Source organism: Pseudomonas sp. AMR01 (assembly GCF_041946035.1).
GTDB classification, from domain to species: Bacteria; Pseudomonadota; Gammaproteobacteria; order Pseudomonadales; family Pseudomonadaceae; genus Aquipseudomonas; species Aquipseudomonas antarctica_B.
The window spans coordinates 1-23,272 of sequence record NZ_JAUTYR010000048.1; the positions used below are offsets into that span (position 1 = coordinate 1).

A 23,272-nucleotide genomic window follows, 5' to 3' on the forward strand; every position below is an offset into this window, starting at 1 on the left:
AGAAGACTCGAACTTCCACGACCTTGCGATCACCAGCACCTGAAGCTGGCGTGTCTACCAATTTCACCACCTGGGCAACATCAACAACGTTGCCGTCGTCGATGGCGCGCACTATACGGACCACTTTTTGCGCTGTAAAGCCCCGATATCAAAAAATCCTGGAAAACTTCGCAAGTGGTCGGGCAAGGTGTGTTCCGAGGGCGACAAAAGTGCTTTTAGGGGCTTGTTGATACCTGAAATTTCCCGTTTCAATACGCGTATGCCAAACTAACCCACATATAGACAAGGTGAAAACTCTCTAATGGCCGATTGGCAGTCCCTCGATCCCGAGGCCGCTCGTGAAGCGGAAAAATATGAAAACCCTATTCCTAGCCGCGAATTGATCCTGGCGCATCTCGCCGATCGGGGTTCGCCTGCTAGCCGTGAGCAGCTGGTTGAAGAATTCGGTCTGACCACCGAAGACCAGCTCGAAGCCCTGCGCCGCCGCTTGCGTGCCATGGAGCGCGATGCTCAGCTGATCTACACCCGCCGTGGTACCTACGCGCCTGTGGACAAGCTCGACTTGATCCTGGGCCGCATTGCCGGCCATCGTGACGGCTTCGGCTTCCTGATCCCGGACGACGGCAGTGACGACCTGTTCATGAGCCCGGCGCAAATGCGCCTGGTGTTCGATGGCGACCGTGCCCTGGCCCGCGTTTCCGGCCTGGACCGTCGCGGTCGCCGTGAAGGTGTGATCGTCGAAGTGGTATCCCGTGCCCACGAGTCCATCGTCGGCCGTTACTTCGAAGAAGGCGGCATAGGCTTTGTTGTGCCGGATAACCCGAAGGTCCAGCAGGAAGTGCTGATTACCCCGGGCCGCAATGGCGCCGCCAAGGTCGGTCAGTTTGTAGAGGTGAAAATCACCCACTGGCCAACCCCGCGCTTCCAGCCTCAGGGCGATATCGTTGAAGTGGTCGGCAACTACATGGCGCCGGGCATGGAAATCGACGTCGCACTGCGCACCTACGATATTCCTCACGTCTGGCCTGATGCGGTGCTCAAAGAAGCCGCCAAGCTCAAGCCGGAAGTTGAAGACAAAGACAAAGAAAAACGCATCGACCTGCGCCATCTGCCGTTTGTCACCATCGACGGCGAAGATGCTCGCGACTTCGACGATGCGGTTTACTGCGAAGCCAAGCCTGGCAAGCTGCGCCTATTCTCCGGCGGCTGGAAGTTGTTCGTCGCGATTGCCGACGTGTCCAGCTACGTGAAGATCGGTTCGGCGCTGGATAACGAAGCTCAAGTGCGCGGCAACTCCGTGTACTTCCCGGAGCGCGTGATCCCGATGCTGCCTGAGCAGCTGTCCAACGGCCTGTGCTCCCTGAACCCGAAAGTCGACCGTTTGGCCATGGTGTGCGAGATGACTATCTCGAAAACCGGCGAAATGACCGACTACCAGTTCTACGAAGCGGTGATCCACTCCCAGGCGCGTCTGACCTACAACAAGGTCAGCACCATTCTGGAAACGCCGAAAACCAGCGAAGCCAAGGCCCTGCGTACTGAATACGCGGGCGTGGTTCCACACCTCAAGCAGCTCTACTCGCTGTACAAAGTGTTGCTGGGCGCTCGTCACGTGCGTGGCGCGATCGATTTTGAAACGCAGGAAACCCGGATTGTCTTCGGTTCCGAGCGCAAGATCGCCGCGATCACCCCGACTACCCGTAACGATGCTCACAAGCTGATCGAGGAATGCATGCTGGCGGCCAACGTGGCCACCGCTGAATTCCTGAAAAAGCACGAGATTCCTGCGTTGTACCGGGTGCACGACGGCCCGCCGCCGGAGCGTCTGGAAAAACTGCGCGCGTTCCTCGGTGAGCTCGGCCTGTCCCTGCACAAAGGCAAGGACGGCCCCTCGCCGAAGGACTACCAGGCTCTGCTGGCGAGCATCAAGGACCGTCCGGATTACCACGTGATCCAGACCGTGATGCTGCGCTCCCTGAGCCAGGCTGTGTACAGCGCGGATAACCAGGGCCACTTCGGCTTGAATTACGAGGCGTACACGCACTTCACCTCGCCAATTCGCCGTTACCCGGACCTGCTCACGCACCGCGCAATCCGCAGCGTGATCCACTCCAAGCAGAACACGCCGCACGTTCAGCGCGCCGGTGCCATGAGCATTCCGAAAGCACGGATCTATCCGTACGACGAAGCCGCCCTGGAACAGCTGGGCGAGCAGTGCTCCATGAGCGAGCGCCGCGCCGATGAAGCCACCCGCGACGTGGTGAACTGGCTCAAGTGCGAGTTCATGAAAGACCGCGTGGGCGAGTCGTTCCCGGGCGTGATCACGGCCGTGACCGGCTTTGGTCTGTTCGTTGAGCTGACCGATATCTACGTAGAAGGTCTGGTGCACGTCACCGCCTTGCCGGGTGACTACTACCACTTCGACCCTGTGCACCACCGCCTGGCGGGCGAGCGCACCGGTCGCAGCTTCCGTTTGGGCGACACCGTGGAAGTGCAGGTCATGCGCGTCGACCTCGACGAACGCAAGATCGACTTCGGCATGCCTGAAAAGCCGACTGAAACGCCGGGCAGCCGTAAAAAGCGCGGCAGCGAGCCGACTGCGACAGCAGGCAAAGGCAAAGGCGCTCCCGCGAAAGCAGCGGCCGCCGAGCCTGCGCCAGCCAAGTCGGGCCGCCGCTCGTCCACCAAGGAAAAGGCCCCTGAAGCCTACCGCCCAAGCGACGCCGCGGCGAAAAACGCCGAGTTGCGCAAAAGCCGTGAGTTGAAGCAGCAGTTACTCAGCGAAGCCAAAAGCGGTGGTAAAGCGGCGTCTGGGGGAAAGTCCCGCGGGGACGAAAACCCGTCGAGCAAGCCAAGTAAACACCGTAAAGGCCCGCCAAAAGCGGGTTCGGCTCCCGCGAAAAGCGGCGGGTCGCGCAAACCTAAGGCCAAGTCATGAGTCTGGAAAAAATCTACGGCGTGCACGCCGTAGAAGCACTGCTGCGTCACCACCCTAAGCGCGTCAAGCAAGTGTGGTTGGCGGAGGGTCGCAGCGAGCCGCGCGTACAAGCGCTGGTCGAACTGGCTACCCAAAACAAGGTTGCCATCGGCCAGGCCGAGCGTCGTGAAATGGACGTGTGGGTGGAAGGTGTTCACCAAGGCGTGGTGGCAGACGTCAGCCCGAGCCAGGTCTGGGGCGAAGCGATGCTCGACGAGCTGCTCGACCGAACCGAAGGCGCTCCGCTGTTGCTGGTGCTGGACGGCGTGACCGACCCGCACAACCTCGGCGCCTGCCTGCGTTCGGCAGATGCTGCCGGCGCGCTGGCGGTGATCGTGCCTAAAGACAAGTCGGCCACCTTGACGCCAGTCGTGCGTAAAGTGGCGTGCGGCGCGGCGGAAGTGATTCCGTTGGTCGCCGTGACCAACCTGGCGCGCACCCTGGAGAAACTCCAGCAGCGCGGCCTGTGGGTTGTGGGCACGGCAGGCGAGGCCGAGGTCAGCATCTATGACCAGGACCTCACCGGCCCGACCATCCTGATCATGGGTGCCGAGGGTAAAGGCATGCGCCGCCTGACTCGCGAGCATTGCGATTACCTGGTGAAGCTGCCGATGGCCGGCAGCGTCAGCAGCCTGAACGTCTCGGTTGCAACGGGCGTGTGCCTGTTTGAAGCCCAGCGCCAGCGCGGCGTGAAGGCCAAGACCAAGAAGTAATCAGGCCTCACGCAGGTCAAAATGTGGGAGCGGGCTTGCTCGCGAATACGGTATGTCAGTCACTGCAGTTGTGACTGATACACCGCATTCGCGACCAAACCCGCTCCCACATTGGTTTTGTGTTTAGCCAGATAGGGTGATTGTTCAAATAATCACCAATCACCTTGCGCCGTTTCTCCCCCTTCTCTACAATTGCGCCCCTTGCCTTCCTGGCAGGCACCGATGTGCCTCCCTGCGGCAAGATCCATAAGTGTCATTCACTCCTTGTCTGACCGTTTTTGAGCGGCAGGCTACAACCCGTAAGGAGCATTCATGCGTCATTACGAAATCATCTTTTTGGTCCACCCGGATCAAAGCGAGCAAGTCGGCGGCATGGTAGAGCGTTACACCAAGCTGATCGAAGAAGACGGCGGCAAAATCCACCGTCTGGAAGATTGGGGCCGTCGTCAACTGGCCTATGCAATCAACAATGTTCACAAGGCTCACTACGTGATGCTGAACGTTGAATGCACTGGCAAGGCCCTGGCCGAGCTGGAAGACAACTTCCGCTACAACGATGCAGTGATCCGTAACCTGGTCATCCGTCGCGAAGAAGCCGTTACCGGCCAATCCGAGATGCTCAAGGCTGAAGAAAACCGCAGTGAGCGCCGTGAGCGTCGCGACCGTCCTGAGCACGAAGGCGCTGAAGGCGCTGATAGTGATGACAGCGACAACAGCGATAACGCTGACGAGTAATCCACGGACCTTTTAAGGAGCCTATCAAATGGCACGTTTCTTCCGTCGTCGTAAATTCTGCCGCTTCACCGCTGAAGACGTGAAAGAGATCGATTACAAAGATCTCAACACTCTGAAAGCCTACGTATCCGAGACCGGCAAAATCGTTCCAAGCCGTATCACCGGTACCAAAGCACGTTATCAGCGTCAGCTGGCCACCGCTATCAAGCGCGCCCGCTTCCTGGCCCTGCTGGCCTACACCGACAGCCACGGCCGCTGAGACCGGGCAGTCGACACGTAGTAAGGGATTGAATGCATGCGCGCCTTAGCTGAGTTCATCATGCGCGGTCGCGTGCAGGCCACTCTGGTAGTGGCTGGATGTGCGGCATTGCCGTTGCTTTATTGGTTGGGTGCTGCTGCAGGTTGCCTTGTGCTGCTGCGGCGCGGTTTGAAGGACGCCCTTGGCGTTCTTGCCCTGGGATTGTTGCCGGCCTTGATCTGGTGGCTGCAATTCGGTGATCCACGGGTACTTCTGGTACTGCTGGGGTCATCGAGCCTTGCGTTGGTTTTACGCGCAAGTGAGTCCTGGGTCCGCACGCTGCTGGTCAGCGTGGCATTGGGGTTGGTGTACTCAGTGATGCTTGGCGCGGCTTTCCGCCCGCAAATCGAAGCGCTGTCGCAAGAGATCGTCAAGATCCTGCCGGTGGCGCTCGGGGATCTCTACCAGCAATTGTCGGTAGATGAGCGAGCGCGGTTTGCGTCACTGATTGCCCCGGTCCTGACCGGCCTGATTGCGGCTTTGTTGCAGGTTGTCAGCGTGCTGAGCCTGATTCTTGGGCGTTATTGGCAGGCGTTGTTGTACAACCCGGGTGGTTTTGGTCGCGAGTTTCGCAGTATCAGAATCCCTGCGGGACCGGCGATGTTGCTGCTGGCGTGCATGGTTGTCGGACCGAACTTCGGTCCACAGATGGCCTTGCTGGCGCCGATTTGCAGCGTACCGCTGGTGTTTGCCGGGCTGGCCCTGATTCATGGGCTGGTCGCGCGAAAGCGCCTGGCCAAGTTTTGGCTGGTGGGGTTGTACGTCACGCTGTTGCTGTTCATGCAGCTGATCTATCCGTTACTCGTGGTTTTGGCCATTGTCGACGGCCTGATTGATTTTCGCGGTCGTCTCGCATCGAAAGATGCCGATAACGCGAACGGTGAAGGTTAAAAGTTAGAGGATTTTCACATGCAACTGATCCTTCTGGAAAAAGTCGCCAACCTGGGCAACCTGGGCGACAAAGTGAACGTTAAGGCCGGTTACGGTCGTAACTACCTGCTGCCATACGGCAAAGCCACCGCTGCAACCGCTGCCAACCTGGCTGCGTTTGAAGAGCGTCGTGCTGAGCTGGAAAAAGCAGCAGCAGACAAAAAAGCTTCGGCCGAAACTCGCGCTGCCCAACTGGCTGAGCTGGAAGTGACTATCACTGCCACCGCCGGTGACGAAGGCAAGCTGTTCGGTTCGATCGGCACCCACGACATCGCTGATGCACTGACCGCCTCCGGCGTTGAAGTTGCGAAAAGCGAAGTTCGTCTGCCGAACGGCACCATCCGCAACGTAGGCGAATTCGACGTAGCCGTGCACCTGCACGCCGAAGTTGAAGCCACCGTACGCGTTGTCGTGGTAGCAGCTTAAGCAGCACCTAACTGACTGGCACCTCGTGTGCCAGGCGGTTAACATCGGGCACGATCCTGTTCACAGGTCGTGCCTTTTGTTTTTCTACAATCCCCTAATTCCAAGTGGCCATGAACGATATTTCAGCTCCTGAGCAATACGATCTGCAAACCGCTGCCCTGAAGGTGCCGCCGCATTCCATCGAGGCCGAACAGGCCGTGCTCGGTGGTTTGATGCTGGACAACAACGCCTGGGAGCGCGTGCTGGATCAAGTCTCGGACGGTGACTTCTATCGCCATGACCACCGCCTGATCTTCCGTGCCATCGCCAAGCTGGCCGACCTGAACTCCCCGATCGACGTCGTGACCCTTGCCGAGCAATTGGACAAGGAAGGTCAGACCTCGCAAGTGGGCGGTCTGGGTTACCTCGGTGAATTGGCGAAAAACACCCCGTCGGTCGCCAACATCAAGGCCTACGCGCAGATCGTCCGCGCGCGGGCGACCTTGCGCCAGTTGATCGGCATCGCCACTGAAATCGCCGACAGCGCCTTCAACCCGGAAGGGCGTACCGCTGAAGAGATTCTCGACGAAGCCGAACGGCAGATCTTCCAGATCGCCGAGGCGCGGCCGAAAACCGGCGGCCCGGTCAGCGTCAACGACCTGCTGACCAAAGCCATCGACCGCATCGACACGCTGTTCAACACCGACAACGCCATTACCGGCCTGTCCACCGGCTACACCGACCTTGATGGCATGACCAGCGGCCTGCAACCGGCCGACTTGATCATCGTCGCAGGCCGACCGTCGATGGGTAAAACCACCTTCGCCATGAACCTGGTGGAAAACGCGGTGTTGCGCAGCGAGAAAGCCGTACTGGTTTACTCCCTCGAGATGCCAGGCGAATCGCTGATCATGCGGATGCTCTCGTCGCTCGGCCGTATCGACCAGACCAAAGTGCGGGCGGGCCGCCTGGAAGACGACGACTGGCCGCGCCTGACGTCGGCGGTCAACCTGCTCAACGACCGCAAGCTGTTCATCGATGACACCGCCGGTATCAGCCCCTCGGAAATGCGCGCGCGCACCCGACGCCTGGTGCGTGAACACGGCGAAATCGGCCTGATCATGATCGACTACCTGCAGTTGATGCAGATCCCGGGCTCCAGCGGTGACAGCCGAACCAACGAGATTTCCGAGATTTCCCGCTCTCTGAAAGCCCTCGCCAAGGAATTCAACTGCCCGGTGGTGGCGCTGTCCCAGCTCAACCGCTCCCTGGAGCAACGACCGAACAAACGCCCGATCAACTCCGACTTGCGCGAATCCGGAGCGATCGAGCAGGATGCCGACGTCATCATGTTCGTGTACCGGGACGAGGTGTATCACCCAGAAACCGAGCACAAGGGCATCGCCGAAATCATCATCGGTAAACAGCGGAACGGCCCGATCGGTACCACGCGCCTGGCGTTTATCGGCAAATACACCCGCTTCGAAAACCTTGCGCCGGGCAGTTACAACTTCGACGACGAGTAAATCCGTGAGTGTCTGTAAGGGCCTCATCGCAGGCAAGCCAGCTCCCACACTTGGAGTGTAAACACCTTCAAACGTGGGAGCTGGCTTGCCTGCGATGGCGTCAGCACAATTCCGACTACTGCCGTCGGAATTGGTCAAATTTTGTGCTATATTCCGCGCCCGCGATTTTTCATCTCAACACCGGTCATCGTCATGCAAACAGCCAAGCCGTTATTTGACTATCCCAAGTACTGGGCCGAATGTTTCGGCCCAGCGCCATTCCTGCCGATGAGCAGGGAGGAGATGGATCAGCTTGGCTGGGATTCCTGCGATATCATCATCGTCACCGGTGATGCCTACGTTGACCATCCGTCGTTCGGCATGGCGATCATCGGCCGGCTGCTGGAGTCCCAGGGCTTTCGCGTCGGGATCATTGCGCAGCCGAACTGGCAGTCCAAAGACGACTTCATGAAGCTCGGCGAGCCGAACCTGTTCTTCGGCGTCGCGGCCGGCAACATGGACTCGATGATAAACCGCTACACCGCCGACAAGAAAATCCGTTCCGACGACGCCTACACCCCAGGCGGCATGGCCGGCAAACGCCCGGACCGCGCCAGCCTGGTGTACAGCCAGCGTTGCAAGGAAGCCTACAAGAATGTGCCGATCGTACTCGGCGGCATTGAAGCCTCCCTGCGCCGCATCGCTCACTACGACTACTGGCAGGACCGCGTGCGCAACTCGATCCTGATCGACGCCGCCGCCGATATCCTGCTGTACGGCAACGCCGAGCGCGCGATTGTCGAGGTTGCCCAGCGCCTGTCGTGGGGCCACAAGATTGAAGACATCACCGACGTGCGCGGCACCGCGTTCATTCGCCGTGACACGCCTGCGGGCTGGTACGAAGTGGACTCCACGCGTATCGACCGGCCGGGCAAGGTCGACAAGATCATCAACCCGTACGTCAACACTCAGGACACCCAGGCCTGCGCCATCGAGCAGGAAAAGGGGCCCGTGGACGATCCGGAAGAAGCCAAAGTCGTGCAGATTCTGGCCAGCCCGCGCATGACCCGCGACAAAACCGTGATCCGCCTGCCCTCGGTAGAAAAGGTCCGTGGCGACGCCGTGCTCTACGCTCACGCCAACCGCGTGTTGCACCTGGAAACCAACCCAGGCAACGCTCGCGCTCTGGTGCAGAAGCACGGTGAAGTGGACGTGTGGTTCAACCCGCCGCCCATCCCGATGACCACCGAAGAAATGGACTACGTGTTTGGCATGCCTTACGCACGTATCCCACACCCGGCGTACGGCAAGGAAAAAATCCCGGCCTACGACATGATCCGCTTCTCGGTGAACATCATGCGTGGCTGCTTTGGCGGCTGCACCTTCTGCTCGATCACCGAGCACGAAGGCCGCATCATCCAGAACCGTTCCGAAGAGTCGATCATTCGCGAGATCGAAGAGATCCGTGACAAGGTCCCAGGCTTTACCGGCGTGATCTCCGACCTTGGCGGCCCGACCGCGAACATGTACCGCATCGCCTGCAAGAGCCCGGAAATCGAATCCGCGTGCCGCAAGCCATCGTGCGTGTTCCCCGGTATCTGCCCGAACCTGAACACCGACCATTCGTCATTGATCCAGCTGTACCGCAGCGCCCGTGCGTTGCCGGGTGTGAAGAAGATCCTGATCGCTTCCGGCCTGCGCTATGACCTGGCCGTTGAGTCGCCCGAATATGTGAAAGAGCTGGTGACCCACCACGTGGGTGGCTACCTCAAGATCGCCCCGGAACACACCGAGGAAGGTCCGCTCAACCAGATGATGAAGCCGGGCATTGGCAGCTATGACAAGTTCAAGCGCATGTTCGAGAAGTACACCAAGGAAGCGGGCAAGGAGCAGTACCTGATTCCGTACTTCATCGCCGCCCACCCGGGCACCACCGATGAAGACATGATGAACCTGGCCCTGTGGCTCAAGCGCAATGATTTTCGCGCCGACCAGGTGCAGGCGTTCTATCCGTCGCCGATGGCCACTGCCACCGCGATGTACCACTCGGGCAAGAACCCGCTGCGCAAGGTCACCTACAAGAGCGACGCGGTGGCTATCGTCAAGAGCGAAGAGCAGCGCCGTCTGCACAAGGCGTTCCTGCGCTACCACGACCCGAAAGGCTGGCCGATGCTGCGTGAAGCGCTGACCCGCATGGGCCGCGCCGACCTGATCGGGCCGGGCAAGGAGCAGTTGATTCCGCTGCACCAGCCGTCCACCGACAGCTACCAGAGCGCGCGTCGTAAAAACTCGACGCCGGCCGGCAGCCACAAGGTCGCCAAGGAAACCACCAAAATCCTTACCCAGCACACCGGCCTGCCACCGCGTGGCAGCGACGGCAGCAACCCGTGGGACAAGCGCGAACAAGCCAAGGCGGCAGCCATGGTGCGTAACAAGCAGGCGGCTAAAGAGCGCACCGACGCGGCCAAGGGCAAAGGCAAGAAGCCTGTGCGCAAGCCGGTTGTGCCGCGTTGATCGCAGCCTGAACATGCAAAACGCCAGCCTCGTGCTGGCGTTTTGCTTTCTAGGCGTTGGAGAGCCTGTTTGTTAAGGTGGCGCCCATCAAACTGCCATCGCAGGCAAGCCAGCTCCCACAGTGGGCCGCGTTCTAACATTGAAATGCGGTCAACTGTGGGAGCCGGGCTTGCCTGCGATGAGGCCCGTCTGGCCACCCTAACTTTCAAGGAAGAACACCCATGGGCAACCCCCTGGCCGGCATCGGCATGGACTCCAACCGCTCCCAGTTCATGGCGCGTCAGCGTATTGAAAGCCAGATCAACCTCCCGCGCCTGTTCGCAGCCATCGATGCCGACCCGGCTATCGTCGGCGCAGGAGTTGTGTACATCGACGCCGATTTCAACGTGGTGACCCTGCGCGAGTTCCAGCCAATTTGCAGCATCGCGCCCAAGCGCATTATTTTGCGTGAAGCGCAGAAGTACATTGCGCCTGCGCAGTTTGCCCAGCAGGTGCAAGACAACCCCCGTGAATCGCGCCTCGTGGGGGAGGCGATCAACACAACGTTATCCTGCGCAGGCGCGATCCTCGGTTGGCTCGTTGTCCTCAGCGGTACTGTCGCCGTGCCGTTCACGGCGGGCGCCAGCAGCGTCGTTACGGTAATTGGTTACACCGCCGCCACGGCCAGCACGCTCCAGTGTTTCGCCAGTGGCTATCGTGTCAGCAATGAAATCAGTAACCCTGCCAAAAATGACGAACTCGACAGCTCCGAGTGGTACCAGTACACGATGATCGCGCTGGATGCTGCGTCGTTGATCGGGGTAGGTGCATCGACCCTGACCACGGTGAAACTGGTGCGACTGAATCAAGCCACGACAGGCAAAAGTGTGAGGGAGGTGCTTCGAGGATTGAGCCGGCAAGAGCGTGCCAAGCTCACCAAGGAACTGCTCAGCATCCAGGATCCGCGAATGACCTCGAAAATGCTCAAGTTGAAGCAGCTGTCAGGTGAGGCAACCAAACGCTTCACGCCCGCCCAAGTCAAGCATGCAACGGTGACTCAGATAAGGGATGCCCTGAGCGCAGTGATCGGTTTTACCGGCAGTGCGATTTCGGGGAATGTGCGCACCATTGCCGTCGGCCTGTATGAGGAGATCGAGCAATGAATGAGCTGCCCGGCATTCGCAGTTTTTTGTCGCAGTATTTCCCAGTGTTCATGGGGGCGATCTTTGCCGCAGTCTTTACGCTGGTATTCGCCGTTCCGTTGCTGTTCGACAGTTATTTCCCAGCCCTGCCATTGGCGGACAACGCCAAGTATTCCTTTCTGGGCGGCCTGGCGCTCACCTGGGGCGTGGTGCAATGTAATTTCATGATTGCGCGTGGACGGCCACAGTGGGTATGGCCGCTGGCAACGCTGTTAGGGCTGTGTATTTTGACGGTGCTGCCGACTATCGCCTTTGGGCCACATTCACTGTCCTATGGCTTGAGTTTGCTGTTTCCCCTCCTGGGTTTGCTGCTGCTCAACAGCAAGCGTCACCGCGAAATGCGCCAGAAGTTGCTTGAGGTGCGGCAACTGCGCGACGCCATGATTGCAGAGCGCAAATCCCGTTGACTGGGTAGATTCACCACCCATCCCACCCACTGGCGCCACAAATGTGTGCAGCTCTTGCACCGTGGCACCTACGATGGCGCCGTTTTGGTGCTGTACTGCACCGGGTCCCACGATAAAGCGCAATGACGGCCGCTCTGGCATAAGTCTTGCGCGCTTTGTTTCCATGCCCTGGCTCGCAGGAGGCCGCCGTGTCGATTCATGTCGCGTTGCACCACATTACGCATTACCGCTACGACCGCGCTGTCGAACTCGGCCCACAGATTGTGCGTTTACGTCCGGCGGCCCATAGCCGCACGCGGATTTTGTCTTACGCGCTCAAAGTGTTGCCCGAGCAGCATTTCATCAATTGGCAACAAGACCCCCAGGGCAATTACCTGGCGCGGTTAGTGTTTCCGGAAAAAACTGACGAGCTGCGCATTGAGGTCGATCTGGTCGCCGAGATGGCGGTATTTAACCCGTTCGACTTTTTCCTTGAACCCTACGCCGAAAGAATCCCGTTCAGTTACGCCGCGGATGAGCAGCGCGAGCTGGCGCCGTACTTGGAAACCTTGCCGCTGACGCCGAGGTTTGCCGCCTACCTGGCGGGCATCGACCGCACGCCGTTGCCCGCCGTGGATTTTCTGGTGGGCCTGAATCAGCGCCTGGCCGCCGATATCGGCTACCTGATCCGCATGGAACCGGGCGTACAAACGCCTGAGTTCACCCTGGAAAATGCATCCGGCTCCTGCCGGGACTCGGCCTGGTTGCTGGTGCAATTGCTGCGCAACCTGGGCTTGGCAGCGCGCTTCGTGTCCGGCTATTTGATCCAGCTCACCGCCGACGTCAAAGCCCTCGACGGGCCGTCCGGCACTGAAGTGGACTTCACCGACCTGCACGCCTGGTGCGAGGTGTATTTGCCCGGTGCCGGCTGGATTGGCCTGGACGCCACGTCCGGTCTGTTCGCCGGTGAAGGGCATATCCCGCTGGCCTGTAGTCCCGATCCGTCTTCTGCCGCGCCGATCAGTGGCTTGGTGGAACCGTGCGAGTGCGAATTTACCCACGAAATGTCGGTGGAGCGGATTTGGGAAGCCCCGCGCGTCACCAAGCCCTACACCGAAGAGCAATGGTTGGCGATCCAGGCTCTCGGGCGGCAAATCGACGGCGACCTGCTCAAGGACGACGTGCGCCTGACCATGGGCGGGGAGCCGACCTTCGTGTCCATCGACGACCCCGACGGCGCCGAATGGAACACCGCTGCCTTGGGGCCGGACAAGCGTCGCCTGTCTGCCGAGTTGTTCCAGCGCATGCGCGCGCACTATGCGCCACAGGGCCTGGTGCACTTCGGCCAGGGCAAGTGGTACCCCGGCGAACAATTGCCGCGCTGGTCGCTCAACTGCTACTGGCGCCGCGACGGGGTGCCGATCTGGCACAACAGCGCGCTGATCGCCGATGAACAACAGGACTACGGCGCCGATGGCGTGCTGGCTGGGCGTTTTCTGGCCAGCGTCGCCGAACGCCTCAAACTGCCGGCGCGCTTTGTGTTCCCGGCCTTTGAAGACAACTTCTACTACCTGTGGCGCGAAGGCGCGTTACCGCAGAACGTCACTGCCCAGGACCCGCGCCTGAGTGACGACCTGGAGCGCGAGCGCCTGCGCAAAGTGTTCCGCCAGGGGCTAGATAAAGTCATCGGCCAAGTGCTGCCATTGGCGCGCACCGCCGCCAATGACCGCTGGCAGAGCGGGCCTTGGTACCTGCGCGATAACCATTGTCGCCTGGTGCCCGGTGACTCGCCGCTGGGCTATCGTCTGCCGCTGGCTTCGCAGCCGTGGGTGACGGCGGCGGAGTATCCGTTTGTACACCCGACTGACCCGAACCAGGATCAGCCGGAGCTGCCAACCACCGCGCAACTGCAAAGCCATGGCGAACCTGCGCCGAGCGATGAGCGTGAGCCGAAGGTCGATGAGTCCGCCGACTGGCTGACGCGCACCGCACTGTGTGCCGAAGCGCGGGAAGGGCGGCTGTACCTGTTTATGCCGCCGCTGGAACGCGTCGAGGATTACCTGGAGCTGGTGGCCGCCATCGAAGCCACTGCCGAGGAGCTGCATTGCCCGGTGCTGCTGGAAGGTTATGAACCACCGGCCGACACGCGCCTGAGCAACTTCCGCGTCACCCCGGACCCAGGTGTGATCGAGGTGAACGTGCAGCCGTCCGCTACGTGGGACGAGCTGGTGGAACGCACCGAGTTCCTCTACGAAGAGGCGCGGCAGACTCGCCTGACCACTGAAAAATTCATGATCGACGGGCGCCACACCGGCACCGGCGGCGGTAACCATTTTGTACTTGGCGGCGCAACGCCCAAAGACTCACCGTTCCTGCGCCGGCCCGATTTGCTGCGCAGCCTGATCAGCTATTGGCATAACCATCCGTCCTTGTCGTACCTGTTTTCCGGCCTGTTTATCGGCCCGACTTCTCAGGCGCCGAGGGTGGATGAGGCGCGTAACGATGCGCTGTACGAGCTGGAAATCGCCTTCGCGCAAATGCCTGCGCCAGGCGAGGACTGCCCGCCATGGCTGGTGGATCGCCTGTTGCGCAACCTGCTGATCGACGTGACGGGCAACACCCACCGTGCGGAATTCTGCGTCGATAAACTCTACTCGCCCGACGGTGCCACTGGCCGCTTGGGCCTGCTGGAACTGCGCGCGTTTGAAATGCCGCCCCACGCACGCATGAGCCTGACCCAACAGCTGCTGCTGCGCGCCTTGGTCGCACGCTTCTGGCGTGAGCCTTACGCGCCGCCGAAACTGGCGCGCTGGGGTACCGAACTGCACGACCGTTTCCTGCTGCCGCACTTTATCGAGCAGGACTTCGCCGATGTGATTGTCGAGCTCAACGCGGCCGGTTACCCGCTGCGCGCCGAATGGTTTGCTGCGCACCTGGAATTTCGTTTCCCCAAGGTTGGCGACTACGCCGTCAGCGGTATCGAACTGGAACTGCGCCAGGCCCTGGAGCCGTGGCACGTTTTGGGCGAGGAGGGCGCGGTGGGCGGCACGGTGCGTTATGTGGATTCGTCCCTGGAGCGTTTGCAGGTGAAGTTGAGCGGGTTGGCGCCGCAACGTTATCTGCTGACCTGCAACGGCATCCCGGTGCCGCTGCACGCCACCGGGCGTGTGGGCGAGTTCGTCGCCGGCGTGCGTTACCGCGCCTGGCAACCGGCCAACTGCCTGCAACCGACCATCCCGGTGCACGCGCCGCTGGTATTCGACCTGCTCGACACCTGGATGCAGCGCTCGCTGGGCGGTTGCCAGTATCATGTTGCCCATCCGGGTGGGCGCAATTACGACAGCTTGCCGGTGAATGCCAACGAAGCTGAAAGCCGGCGCATGGCGCGGTTTTTCCGGTTGGGACATACCCCCGGAAAACTCCCCGTGCCAACGGTAGTGGTGAACGATGAGTTGCCCATGACCCTGGATCTGCGGCGTTTCCCCAATAAAAATGACTGAATGCAATTCAACTGTGGGAGCTGGCAAGCCAGCTCCCACAGTTAGATTGCAGTGAATGTGTTTTAAACTGAGCCCCCTTGCCCCTGCCGAGCGTTCCATGTCCGATTTGCTCGACCGTTACCCACTGACCGCGGGTACTTATCATGAATTGCTGGATGACAGTGGCGCCGTGCGTGCCCACTGGCGGCGCTTGCTCGATCACCTGCAACGCAGCTCCCCCGCGCAACTGGCCCAGCGCCAGGCGCTGCTGACTCGGCAGATCCAGGAAAACGGCGTGACCTACAACGTCTACGCCGACCCCAAGGGCGCCGACCGCCCATGGGAGCTGGATTTGCTGCCCCATGTGCTGGCCGCCGATGAGTGGCAACACTTGTCTGCCGGTATCGCCCAGCGTGCGCGCCTGCTCAATGCCGTACTGGCTGACCTGTATGGCCCGCAGCGCCTGATCAAGGAAGGTTTGCTGCCCGCCGAACTGGTGTTTGGTCACAACAACTTCCTGTGGCCGTGCCAGGGTATCCAGCCGCCGGACGGTGCGTTTCTGCACCTGTACGCCGTGGACCTGGCGCGCACCCCGGATGGCCGCTGGTGGGTCACCGCCGACCGTACGCAGGCGCCTTCGGGCGCCGGTTATGCGCTGGAGAACCGCACCATCGTTTCCCGCGCATTTCCGGACCTGTACCGCGATTTGCAGGTGCAGCACCTCACCGGTTTCTTCCGCACCTTGCAGGAAACCCTGGCCCGACAGGCGCCCGGCGATGATCAGCCGCCGCTGATCGTGCTGCTCACGCCGGGGCGTTTCAACGAAAGTTATTTCGAACACCTCTACCTCGCGCGCCAGCTCGGCTACCCGCTGGTGGAAGGCGGCGATCTGACCGTGCGCGACAGCACCGTATTTCTGAAAACCCTCAGCGGCCTGCGGCGGGTGAACGCGATCATGCGCCGCCTGGACGACGACTTCTGCGACCCGCTGGAACTGCGTACCGACTCGGCCCTCGGCGTGCCCGGCCTGCTCGACGCCGTGCGCCAGGGCAATGTGCTGGTGGCCAACGCCTTGGGCAGCGGCGTGTTGGAATCTCCTGGTTTGCTTGGCTTTCTGCCGAAAATAAACCAATTCCTGTTTGGCGAAGAACTGATCCTGCCGTCCATCGCCACCTGGTGGTGCGGTGAAGCGCCGGTGCTCGCCGAGGCGCTGGAGAAACTCCCGGAGCTGCTGATCAAGCCGGCATTCCCGTCGCAAAGTTTCGCGCCGGTATTTGGCCGCGACTTGAATGATGAGCAGCGCCAGGCCCTGGCCGAACGCATGCGCGCGCGGCCTTACGCGTATGTCGCCCAGGAACTGGCGCAACTGTCCCAGGCCCCGGTGTGGCACACCGTCGATGACCATCTGCAACACCGCGCCATCGGCATGCGTGTGTACGCTGTGGCCAGCGCTGAAGGCTATCGCGTGCTGCCTGGCGGCCTGACCCGCGTGGCGGCCGATGCCGATGCCGAAGTGGTGTCGATGCAGCGTGGCGGCGCGAGCAAGGACACGTGGGTGCTCGGCGAGCGTGCCATCGGCGGCGAACATTGGCGTGCACAGCGCGCCATTGGCGTCCATGACCTGGTGCGCCGTGACCCTTACTTGCCGTCGCGCGTGGTGGAAAACCTGTTCTGGTTCGGCCGTTACTGCGAGCGTTGCGATAACAGCGCGCGCTGGCTGCGCATCGTGCTGGCGCGCTATGTGGATGGCGATGATCCCCTGGCCTTGCAGGCGGCCGTCGAGTTGGGTGAGAACCTGCGCCTGTTGCCGGAGGAGGGCGCGCTGCCCGAGCGTTTGCTCGCCGCCTTGCTCGGTGATGACTGGCCCTCAAGCCTGCGCGCCAACTTGCAGCGTCTGCAGTGGGCAGCGTCCCAGGTGCGCGGCAAGTTGTCCCGGGAAAACTGGCAGGCCCTGGTGGAGCTGCAACGTGAAGCCCTGGAGCTGGAAAGCGAATCGCCGGACTTCGGTGAGTTGCTGGATTTTCTCAACCGCCTGGTGATGTCGCTGGCGGCGTTGTCTGGCTTTGCGCTGGACGACATGACCCGCGACGAAGGCTGGCGCTTCTTGATGATGGGCCGGCGCATCGAGCGTCTGCAATTTCTGAGCAGCAGTTTGGCGGCGTTCCTGCGCGGCGTGGCGGTGTTCGATCAGGCCGGGCTTGAGTGGTTGCTCGAACTGGGCAACAGCAGCATCACCTATCGCTCGCGCTACCTGGCAGTGCCGCAGTTGATTCCGGTGCTCGACCTGTTGTTGCTGGATGAGCAAAACCCGCACGCGGTGTTGTTCCAGTTGAAACTGGTCAGCCGCACCTTGCGTCGCCTCAACGATGATTTTGCTGTGCCCCGTGAAACCGGCTTGGCGCCGTTGGTGGAGCGCCTCTCGCGGTTCGACCTGGGGTGCCTGGAAAACTCGCTGTTTGGTGAGTCCAGCGTGCGTGCCGCACTGGATGGCCTGGCCGACTTGCTGCAAGCAGTCGCCGATGAGAGTGGGCAAGTGTCAGACCGCCTGGCGCTGCGCCACTTTGCCCACGTGGATGATGTCAGCCAGCGAACGGTGTCGGTGTGATGAGTGCGCGCTACCAGATTTTTCACGATACCCATTACCACTACGACAGCCCGGTGTCCCTGGCCCAGCAGCTGGCGCATTTGTGGCCACGCCCGTGCGCCTGGCAGCGCTGCACCTGGCAACAGCTGGATATCAGCCCGCAGCCTTCGTCGCGTCGCGATGAGCTGGATGTGTTTGGCAACCCGATCACGCGGCTGGCCTTTGAGCGGCCCCACGATGAATTGCTGGTGAATGCCGGGCTGACCGTGGAAGTGCTGGCGCGGCCTTCACTGGATTTCCAATTGTCGCCGCCTTGGGATCAGACCTGCAACAGCCTCACTTACAGCAGCCAGGCGCTGTCGCCTGAACAGCTGGAAGCCTGTCGGTATCGATTCGAATCACCTTACGTGCACCTGAAAAATACCTTTGTGGAGTTTTCCGAAACCTGTTTCCCGCCCGGCAAGCCTTTGCTGGTGGGCGTGCAGGCCTTGATGGAAAAGATTTTCAGTGAGTTCACCTTTGATGCCGAGGCCACGCAGGTTGCCACGCCGCTGGTGGAAGTGCTCGAGCGCCGGCGCGGCGTGTGCCAGGACTTCGCCCACCTGATGCTCGCGTGCTTGCGCTCGCGGGGGCTGGCGGCGCGCTATATCAGTGGTTACCTGCTGACCCAGCCACCGCCCGGCCAGCCACGGCTGATCGGCGCCGATGCGTCCCATGCGTGGGTGTCGGTGTATTGCCCGGTGTCAGGCTGGGTGGATTTTGATCCGACGAACAATGTGCAGCCGGCACTGGAGCACATCACCCTGGCCTGGGGCCGGGACTTTTCGGATGTGTCGCCGTTGCGGGGGGTGATTCTGGGGGGCGGGAGCCATGACCCGGAGGTGCGGGTGACGGTGATGCCGCTGGAGTAACGGCTGGGGAGCCCGCTGTGGCGAGCAGGCTTGCCCTGCGTTGGGCTGCGCAGCAGCCCCAAGACGATCACCCCTTTATGCCTGGCAAACCGCGGTGTCTGGTTTCAGGGCCGCTTCGCAGCCCAACGCAGGGCAAGCCTGCTCGCCACAGCGTGGGAACGATCAATTATTCAGCCGGATCTTTCGGTGTTTCGGTGTCGTCTGCTGCCACTTCACCTTCCGCATCCGGGTTCAGTGCGCCGGCTTCTTCGTCTGCAGAGGCTTTTTTGCGTTGCAGTTTTTCCTCTTTCTTCTGTTCCTTGGCCAAGTCTCTCTGACGTTTGGCGAAGGAGTAATTAGGTTTGGCCATGGGCGATCCTCTAGGGTCGAAGGTGAGGGTGGGCGGCGCGCAGCTGCCTTGGGACGCTATGGTATCAGCTTAGCAGCGCGCCAGGGCCTCACTTACCGCAGGCGTAAGCGGCCAACAGGCCGTTGAACAGTTGGTTGAGGTGCATGGCGCAGGCTCCAATGGTTGATGGGCCGATCATAGGCGGGTGGCGCGGCTTAGGCTGGTAGATTGTGTTGATCACGCTGATAGCCTAAAGTTGTATACAATCTGTTGATGCAGATCATAAGAATCTTTGCCAGCCTGATGCACCCTTGTCGCAATACGCGTTTTTTAAACCCTGCCTTGGAGATTCACATGTTTGCCAAACTCGTTGCTGTTTCCCTGCTGACTCTGGCGAGCGGCCAGTTGCTTGCCGCAGAGTGCAAGGTCACCGTCGACTCCACCGATCAGATGTCTTTCAATACCAAAGCCGTTGAAATCGACAAAAGCTGCAAGACGTTCACCGTTGAACTGACCCACTCCGGCAGCTTGCCGAAAAACGTCATGGGCCATAACTGGGTGCTGACCAGTGCAGCCAACATGCAGCCAGTCGCCACTGACGGCATGGCCGCTGGCATTGACAAGGACTACCTGAAACCAGGTGACGACCGCATCATCGCCCACACCAAAATCATCGGTGCTGGCGAGAAAGACTCGGTAACCTTCGACGTGTCGAAGCTGGCGGCGGGGACTGATTACGCGTTCTTCTGCTCGTTCCCAGGGCACATCTCGATGATGAAAGGCACTGTGACCCTGAAGTAACAGGGTTTCAGCGGCAAAAAAAGCGCCTTGCGGGGCGCTTTTTTGTGGGCGGCGAAAACCTGTGGCGAGCGGGCTTGCCCCGCGTTGGGCTGCGAAGCAGCCCTAAAACCTGCAACTCGGTCCGTCTGAATGACCTCGTTTGCCTTACTGGGGCTGCTGCGCAACCCAACGCGGGGCAAGCCCGCTCGCCACAACGGCCGCTTCACTAAAGTGTTCACGGCGCAAACGGCATGACCCGCTTGTGCTCCGTCTTGCGATAGGTATCGCAGATAATCCTGAACGCTTCCTCACGCACCGGCTCGCCGTGCAGGAAGGCATCGATCTCGGCGTACGTCACGCCATGTGACGCTTCGTCCGGCTTGCCTGGCGACAGGTCTTCCAGGTCTGCCGTCGGCACTTTCTCGACCAATGACTCCGGCGCACCAAAATGCCGAGCAATTGCACGCACCTGGTTTTTCACCAGCCCGCTCAACGGCGCAAGATCACAGGCGCCATCACCGAATTTGGTGAAAAAGCCCATTACCGCTTCCGCTGCATGGTCAGTACCCACTACCAAGCCACCGGCCGCACCGGCGATGGTGTACTGCGCCACCATGCGCATGCGCGCCTTGGTGTTGCCCAGTACGAAATCACGGGACACCGCCGCCTTGCCTTCAAACGCCGCCACTTCATTGGCCAGGGCTTTCACCGCCGGGCCGATGTTCACGGTGTGGCGCTCGTCTGGCTCAATGAAGTCCACTGAGGCGGTGGCATCGAGTTCGTCGAACTGGGTTTCGTAGGGCAGGCGCACCGCAATAAACCGGTAAGCCTCATCACCCGTGCTGGCGCGCAGTTCTTTCATCGCGCGTTGGGCCAACAAGCCTGCGGTCAGGGAGTCGACGCCACCACTGATGCCCAGCACCAATGTCTTGAGCCCGGAATTGCGCAAGCAATCCTGGATAAACGCCACGCGGCGGGCGACTTCTGCTTCAAGGGCGGCCTGATCGTTGAAGGGCGCCTGGACCTTGAGCTGCTGCGCAATCTCACGCTGTACGGCTTGCATGATTCACTCCTTGCTGGAAAGGGCAGGTACTTTGAAAACGTGACGCAAATAGGCGACGAAATTCGGGTCGGTGCAGTGGGTTTTGCCCGCTTCATCCGAAATTTTGGCAACGGGCTGGCCATTGCACGCGGTCATTTTAAGCACGATGCTCATCGGTTCCACACCTGGAATGTCACAGGTGAGGTTGGTACCGATGCCGAAGCTCACATTAATGCGACCGCGCAGCGCACGGAAAATCTCCAGCGCCTTGGGCAACGACAGGCTGTCGGAGAACACCAGGGTCTTGCTCATCGGTTCGATGCCGAGCTTGTGGTAGTGAGCGATGGCTTTTTCCGCCCACTGAATCGGGTCGCCGGAGTCGTGGCGCAGGCCGTCGAACAGCTTGGCGAAGTACAAGTCGAAGTCGCCGAGGAACGCGTCCGTGGTGATGCAGTCGGTCAGGGCGATGCCCAGCAGGCCACGGTATTCGCGCACCCAGCAATCGAGCGCGGCGATCTGGCTGTCGATCAAGCGCGGGCCGAGTTGCTGATGCGCCATGATCCATTCGTGGGCCATGGTGCCGAGCGGCTTCATGTCGAATTCGCGGGCCAGGTGCACGTTGCTGGTGCCGACGAAGCGCCCGGGGAAGTCATGCTTGAGCACGCTGACCACTTCTTCCTGCACGCGGTATGAAAAGCGCCGGCGCGTGCCGAAATCCGCCACCTGCAATTCGGATAATTCTTCAACGCTGGCGTTTGCCGTCAGCCAGTCGAACTTGCGGTACAGCTGCTCGCGGGCCTGTTCGAGGATCACCGTCTGGTAGCGGTAGCGGTTACGCACTTCGCTGACGATGGCCAGCATCGGCACTTCAAACAGGATCACATGCAGCCACGGCCCGCGCAGGCGAATAAACAACTCGCCGTTCTCAATGCCGGTTTGCACATAACGCAGGTTGAAGCGAAACAGCCCCAGGAAGCGCAGAAAATCCGGCTTCATAAAGCTGATGCGTTCCAGGAAACCCAGTTGGTCAGGGCTCAGGCTCAGCTCGGCGAGGCGCTCGATCTGGTAGCGGATCTCCGCCAGGTACGGGCGCAGGTCTTCACTGTTACGGCAACGAAACTCCCATTCAACTTCCACGTTCGGGTAGTTGTGCAGCACCGCCTGCATCATGGTCAGCTTGTAGAAGTCGGTGTCGAGCAGGTTCTGCACGATGCGATCGGCAAACACACTCTCGCTCATAACGGGAATCTCCAGACAGGTCGGCGATGGGCGCCGGCCTTTACGCACAATTAAGGAAGGGGGCTAGTGGCGCATAGACGTGGGTTGGTTTGCCAGTTATTTTTTATTTTGGGATTTTTGTTGCGGCTACTGGCGCCTTCGCGAGCAAGCCCGCTCCCACATTCGTCCGCGTTCCCAGGTTGGAATGCGTTCAAATGTGGGAGCGGGCTTGCTCGCGAAGGCGTCAGTTCAGGCGCTAGATAACTTGCTCCATCATCCACTTCACAAACTCCCTGACCTTGGGCACTTCCGCCGAATGCTCCGGATACGCCAGGTAATAGGCATCCTCGCTTGGCATTGCATGCTGCCAGGGAATCACCAACTTGCCCTCCGCCAATTCCTCTTCCACCAAAAACCGTGGCAGCAGCGCCACACCACAGCCCACCTGCGCCGCGCGAATGCACATATAAAAGGTGTCAAAACGCGGCCCGTGGTAGCTGTGTTCGGTCTGGTAACCCTGGCTGGCAAACCAGTCATGCCAGCCCTGGGGCCGCGAGGCGTTTTGCAGCAGTACCAGGCTGCTCAGTTGCGTCGGGTCGGTGAAGGCCTTCGCGGGCAGGCTGTCCGGGGCGCAAACCGGTACCAGCTCTTCACTGAACAGCTTCAAGCTTTCAGTGCCGGGCCGTGAACCCTGGCCGAAATAGAACGCCATGTCGGCCTTGCCCTGCAGCAACTCGTCCGGTTCCTGTTCGTTGCACAGGTCCAGGTGGATGTGCGGGTGACGCAGCCGCCAGCCCTTGAGGCGCGGCACCAGCCAGCGCGCGCCGAAGGTGTAGGGCGTGGACACGCGCAGCACTTCGGTCTCGCCGCCGTAGGAACGCAGGTAGTGGGTGGACATCTCCACTTGCGTGAGAATTTTTCGTACTTCCACCAGGTACAAGTCGCCCGCCGGAGTCATCTGCAAGCGTCGGCGTACCCGGCGAAACAGCAGGTGTTGCAGCAGTTCTTCGAGCTGCGCCACCTGCTTGCTCACCGCGCTTTGCGTGAGGTTCAGCTCCTCTGCGGCGCGGGTGAAGCTCAAATGGCGGGTGGCCGCTTCGAAACACTGCAGGGCGGTGATCGAGGGCAAATGTCTTCTGTTCAGCACGGCACGCCTCTTTTTATTCTTTGCATGAATAAACGGAATGATATCTCGCCTAATCGTCGTTTGTTGGCAAGTCTTCGGCCAGCTACAAATAAGGTCTGGATCGCCGTGCTCAGCGGCGGCGCAATTTTCTGTTTGTAGA

18 protein-coding genes are annotated in these 23,272 nt (G+C 60.6%); 14 read left to right on the forward strand and 4 right to left on the reverse strand.

Going from position 1 to position 23,272, the window contains the following annotated elements:
- Nucleotides 1-301: 301 nt before the first annotated feature.
- The 13 genes from rnr (at nucleotide 302) to Q7C20_RS24610 (ending at nucleotide 18,618) form a co-directional block, all read left to right on the forward strand.
- Nucleotides 302-2,938, forward strand: coding sequence for a ribonuclease R (rnr, locus tag Q7C20_RS24550; RefSeq protein ID WP_375070885.1), 2,637 nt, complete (start codon nucleotides 302-304; stop codon nucleotides 2,936-2,938).
- Nucleotides 2,935-3,690 (forward strand): 23S rRNA (guanosine(2251)-2'-O)-methyltransferase RlmB, encoded by a 756-nt coding sequence (gene rlmB, locus Q7C20_RS24555; protein ID WP_078740418.1) that lies wholly within the window; start codon nucleotides 2,935-2,937, stop codon nucleotides 3,688-3,690. The genes rnr and rlmB overlap by 4 nt, the downstream gene beginning before the upstream one ends.
- A 312-nt stretch (nucleotides 3,691-4,002) precedes the next feature.
- On the forward strand, nucleotides 4,003-4,425 hold the full coding sequence (rpsF, locus tag Q7C20_RS24560; RefSeq protein WP_095187325.1) for a 30S ribosomal protein S6: 423 nt from the start codon (nucleotides 4,003-4,005) through the stop codon (nucleotides 4,423-4,425).
- Nucleotides 4,426-4,453: 28 nt separating this feature from the next.
- Nucleotides 4,454-4,684, forward strand: coding sequence for a 30S ribosomal protein S18 (rpsR, locus tag Q7C20_RS24565; RefSeq protein WP_002551829.1), 231 nt, complete (start codon nucleotides 4,454-4,456; stop codon nucleotides 4,682-4,684).
- 36 nt (nucleotides 4,685-4,720) lie between these two features.
- Nucleotides 4,721-5,614: a hypothetical protein gene (locus Q7C20_RS24570; RefSeq protein WP_375070886.1), complete on the forward strand. Its 894-nt coding sequence runs from the start codon at nucleotides 4,721-4,723 to the stop codon at nucleotides 5,612-5,614.
- Nucleotides 5,615-5,632: 18 nt separating this feature from the next.
- The gene (gene rplI / locus Q7C20_RS24575) at nucleotides 5,633-6,079 is read left to right on the forward strand and encodes a 50S ribosomal protein L9 (RefSeq protein WP_010563337.1); all 447 of its coding nucleotides are present in this window, start codon (nucleotides 5,633-5,635) and stop codon (nucleotides 6,077-6,079) included.
- A gap of 110 nt (nucleotides 6,080-6,189) precedes the next feature.
- Nucleotides 6,190-7,584, forward strand: coding sequence for a replicative DNA helicase (gene dnaB, locus Q7C20_RS24580; RefSeq protein WP_375070887.1), 1,395 nt, complete (start codon nucleotides 6,190-6,192; stop codon nucleotides 7,582-7,584).
- A gap of 192 nt (nucleotides 7,585-7,776) precedes the next feature.
- On the forward strand, nucleotides 7,777-10,077 hold the full coding sequence (locus tag Q7C20_RS24585) for a YgiQ family radical SAM protein (RefSeq protein ID WP_375070888.1): 2,301 nt from the start codon (nucleotides 7,777-7,779) through the stop codon (nucleotides 10,075-10,077).
- A gap of 221 nt (nucleotides 10,078-10,298) precedes the next feature.
- The gene (locus Q7C20_RS24590) at nucleotides 10,299-11,219 is read left to right on the forward strand and encodes an NAD synthetase (protein WP_375070889.1); all 921 of its coding nucleotides are present in this window, start codon (nucleotides 10,299-10,301) and stop codon (nucleotides 11,217-11,219) included.
- Entirely contained in the window at nucleotides 11,216-11,665 is a 450-nt protein-coding gene (locus Q7C20_RS24595; protein ID WP_375070890.1) for a hypothetical protein, read from the forward strand. The genes Q7C20_RS24590 and Q7C20_RS24595 overlap by 4 nt, the downstream gene beginning before the upstream one ends.
- 188 nt (nucleotides 11,666-11,853) lie before the next feature.
- A complete protein-coding gene (locus Q7C20_RS24600; RefSeq protein WP_375070891.1) occupies nucleotides 11,854-15,144 on the forward strand; it encodes a DUF2126 domain-containing protein in 3,291 nt (1,096 codons plus the stop codon).
- 97 nt (nucleotides 15,145-15,241) lie between these two features.
- Nucleotides 15,242-17,728 (forward strand): circularly permuted type 2 ATP-grasp protein, encoded by a 2,487-nt coding sequence (locus Q7C20_RS24605; protein WP_375070892.1) that lies wholly within the window; start codon nucleotides 15,242-15,244, stop codon nucleotides 17,726-17,728.
- Nucleotides 17,728-18,618, forward strand: coding sequence for a transglutaminase N-terminal domain-containing protein (locus Q7C20_RS24610; RefSeq protein WP_375070893.1), 891 nt, complete (start codon nucleotides 17,728-17,730; stop codon nucleotides 18,616-18,618). Before Q7C20_RS24605 ends, Q7C20_RS24610 begins: the two co-directional genes overlap by 1 nt.
- 166 nt (nucleotides 18,619-18,784) lie before the next feature.
- On the opposite strand, the gene Q7C20_RS24615 is transcribed toward Q7C20_RS24610, so the two are convergent.
- Nucleotides 18,785-18,967, reverse strand: coding sequence for a hypothetical protein (locus Q7C20_RS24615; RefSeq protein WP_348061770.1), 183 nt, complete (start codon nucleotides 18,965-18,967; stop codon nucleotides 18,785-18,787).
- Nucleotides 18,968-19,300: 333 nt separating this feature from the next.
- On the opposite strand from Q7C20_RS24615, the gene azu reads away from it, so the two are divergent.
- The gene (azu, locus tag Q7C20_RS24620; protein ID WP_348061769.1) at nucleotides 19,301-19,747 is read left to right on the forward strand and encodes an azurin; all 447 of its coding nucleotides are present in this window, start codon (nucleotides 19,301-19,303) and stop codon (nucleotides 19,745-19,747) included.
- 214 nt (nucleotides 19,748-19,961) lie between these two features.
- Here azu and nadE read toward each other — a convergent pair whose 3' ends face one another.
- From nadE to Q7C20_RS24635, 3 genes are all read right to left on the reverse strand, one after another.
- Complete coding sequence (gene nadE, locus Q7C20_RS24625; RefSeq protein ID WP_348061768.1) at nucleotides 19,962-20,789, reverse strand: ammonia-dependent NAD(+) synthetase; 828 nt, start codon at nucleotides 20,787-20,789, stop codon at nucleotides 19,962-19,964.
- A 3-nt stretch (nucleotides 20,790-20,792) separates the two neighbouring features.
- Nucleotides 20,793-22,007: a nicotinate phosphoribosyltransferase gene (gene pncB, locus Q7C20_RS24630; RefSeq protein WP_375070894.1), complete on the reverse strand. Its 1,215-nt coding sequence runs from the start codon at nucleotides 22,005-22,007 to the stop codon at nucleotides 20,793-20,795.
- 235 nt (nucleotides 22,008-22,242) lie between these two features.
- On the reverse strand, nucleotides 22,243-23,133 hold the full coding sequence (locus Q7C20_RS24635) for a LysR family transcriptional regulator (protein ID WP_375070895.1): 891 nt from the start codon (nucleotides 23,131-23,133) through the stop codon (nucleotides 22,243-22,245).
- Nucleotides 23,134-23,272: the final 139 nt, after the last annotated feature.

Coding starts and splice junctions, on each gene's coding strand:
- Q7C20_RS24570 (WP_375070886.1), top strand. CDS start 4,721: ATGCGCGCCTTAGCTGAGTTCATCATGCGCGGTCGCGTGCAGGCCACT.
- rnr (WP_375070885.1), top strand. CDS start 302: ATGGCCGATTGGCAGTCCCTCGATCCCGAGGCCGCTCGTGAAGCGGAA.
- nadE (WP_348061768.1), bottom strand. CDS start 20,789: ATGCAAGCCGTACAGCGTGAGATTGCGCAGCAGCTCAAGGTCCAGGCG.
- pncB (WP_375070894.1), bottom strand. CDS start 22,007: ATGAGCGAGAGTGTGTTTGCCGATCGCATCGTGCAGAACCTGCTCGAC.
- rplI (WP_010563337.1), top strand. CDS start 5,633: ATGCAACTGATCCTTCTGGAAAAAGTCGCCAACCTGGGCAACCTGGGC.
- Q7C20_RS24605 (WP_375070892.1), top strand. CDS start 15,242: ATGTCCGATTTGCTCGACCGTTACCCACTGACCGCGGGTACTTATCAT.
- rpsF (WP_095187325.1), top strand. CDS start 4,003: ATGCGTCATTACGAAATCATCTTTTTGGTCCACCCGGATCAAAGCGAG.
- dnaB (WP_375070887.1), top strand. CDS start 6,190: ATGAACGATATTTCAGCTCCTGAGCAATACGATCTGCAAACCGCTGCC.
- Q7C20_RS24610 (WP_375070893.1), top strand. CDS start 17,728: ATGAGTGCGCGCTACCAGATTTTTCACGATACCCATTACCACTACGAC.
- rlmB (WP_078740418.1), top strand. CDS start 2,935: ATGAGTCTGGAAAAAATCTACGGCGTGCACGCCGTAGAAGCACTGCTG.
- azu (WP_348061769.1), top strand. CDS start 19,301: ATGTTTGCCAAACTCGTTGCTGTTTCCCTGCTGACTCTGGCGAGCGGC.
- Q7C20_RS24590 (WP_375070889.1), top strand. CDS start 10,299: ATGGGCAACCCCCTGGCCGGCATCGGCATGGACTCCAACCGCTCCCAG.
- Q7C20_RS24595 (WP_375070890.1), top strand. CDS start 11,216: ATGAATGAGCTGCCCGGCATTCGCAGTTTTTTGTCGCAGTATTTCCCA.
- Q7C20_RS24615 (WP_348061770.1), bottom strand. CDS start 18,967: ATGGCCAAACCTAATTACTCCTTCGCCAAACGTCAGAGAGACTTGGCC.
- rpsR (WP_002551829.1), top strand. CDS start 4,454: ATGGCACGTTTCTTCCGTCGTCGTAAATTCTGCCGCTTCACCGCTGAA.
- Q7C20_RS24585 (WP_375070888.1), top strand. CDS start 7,777: ATGCAAACAGCCAAGCCGTTATTTGACTATCCCAAGTACTGGGCCGAA.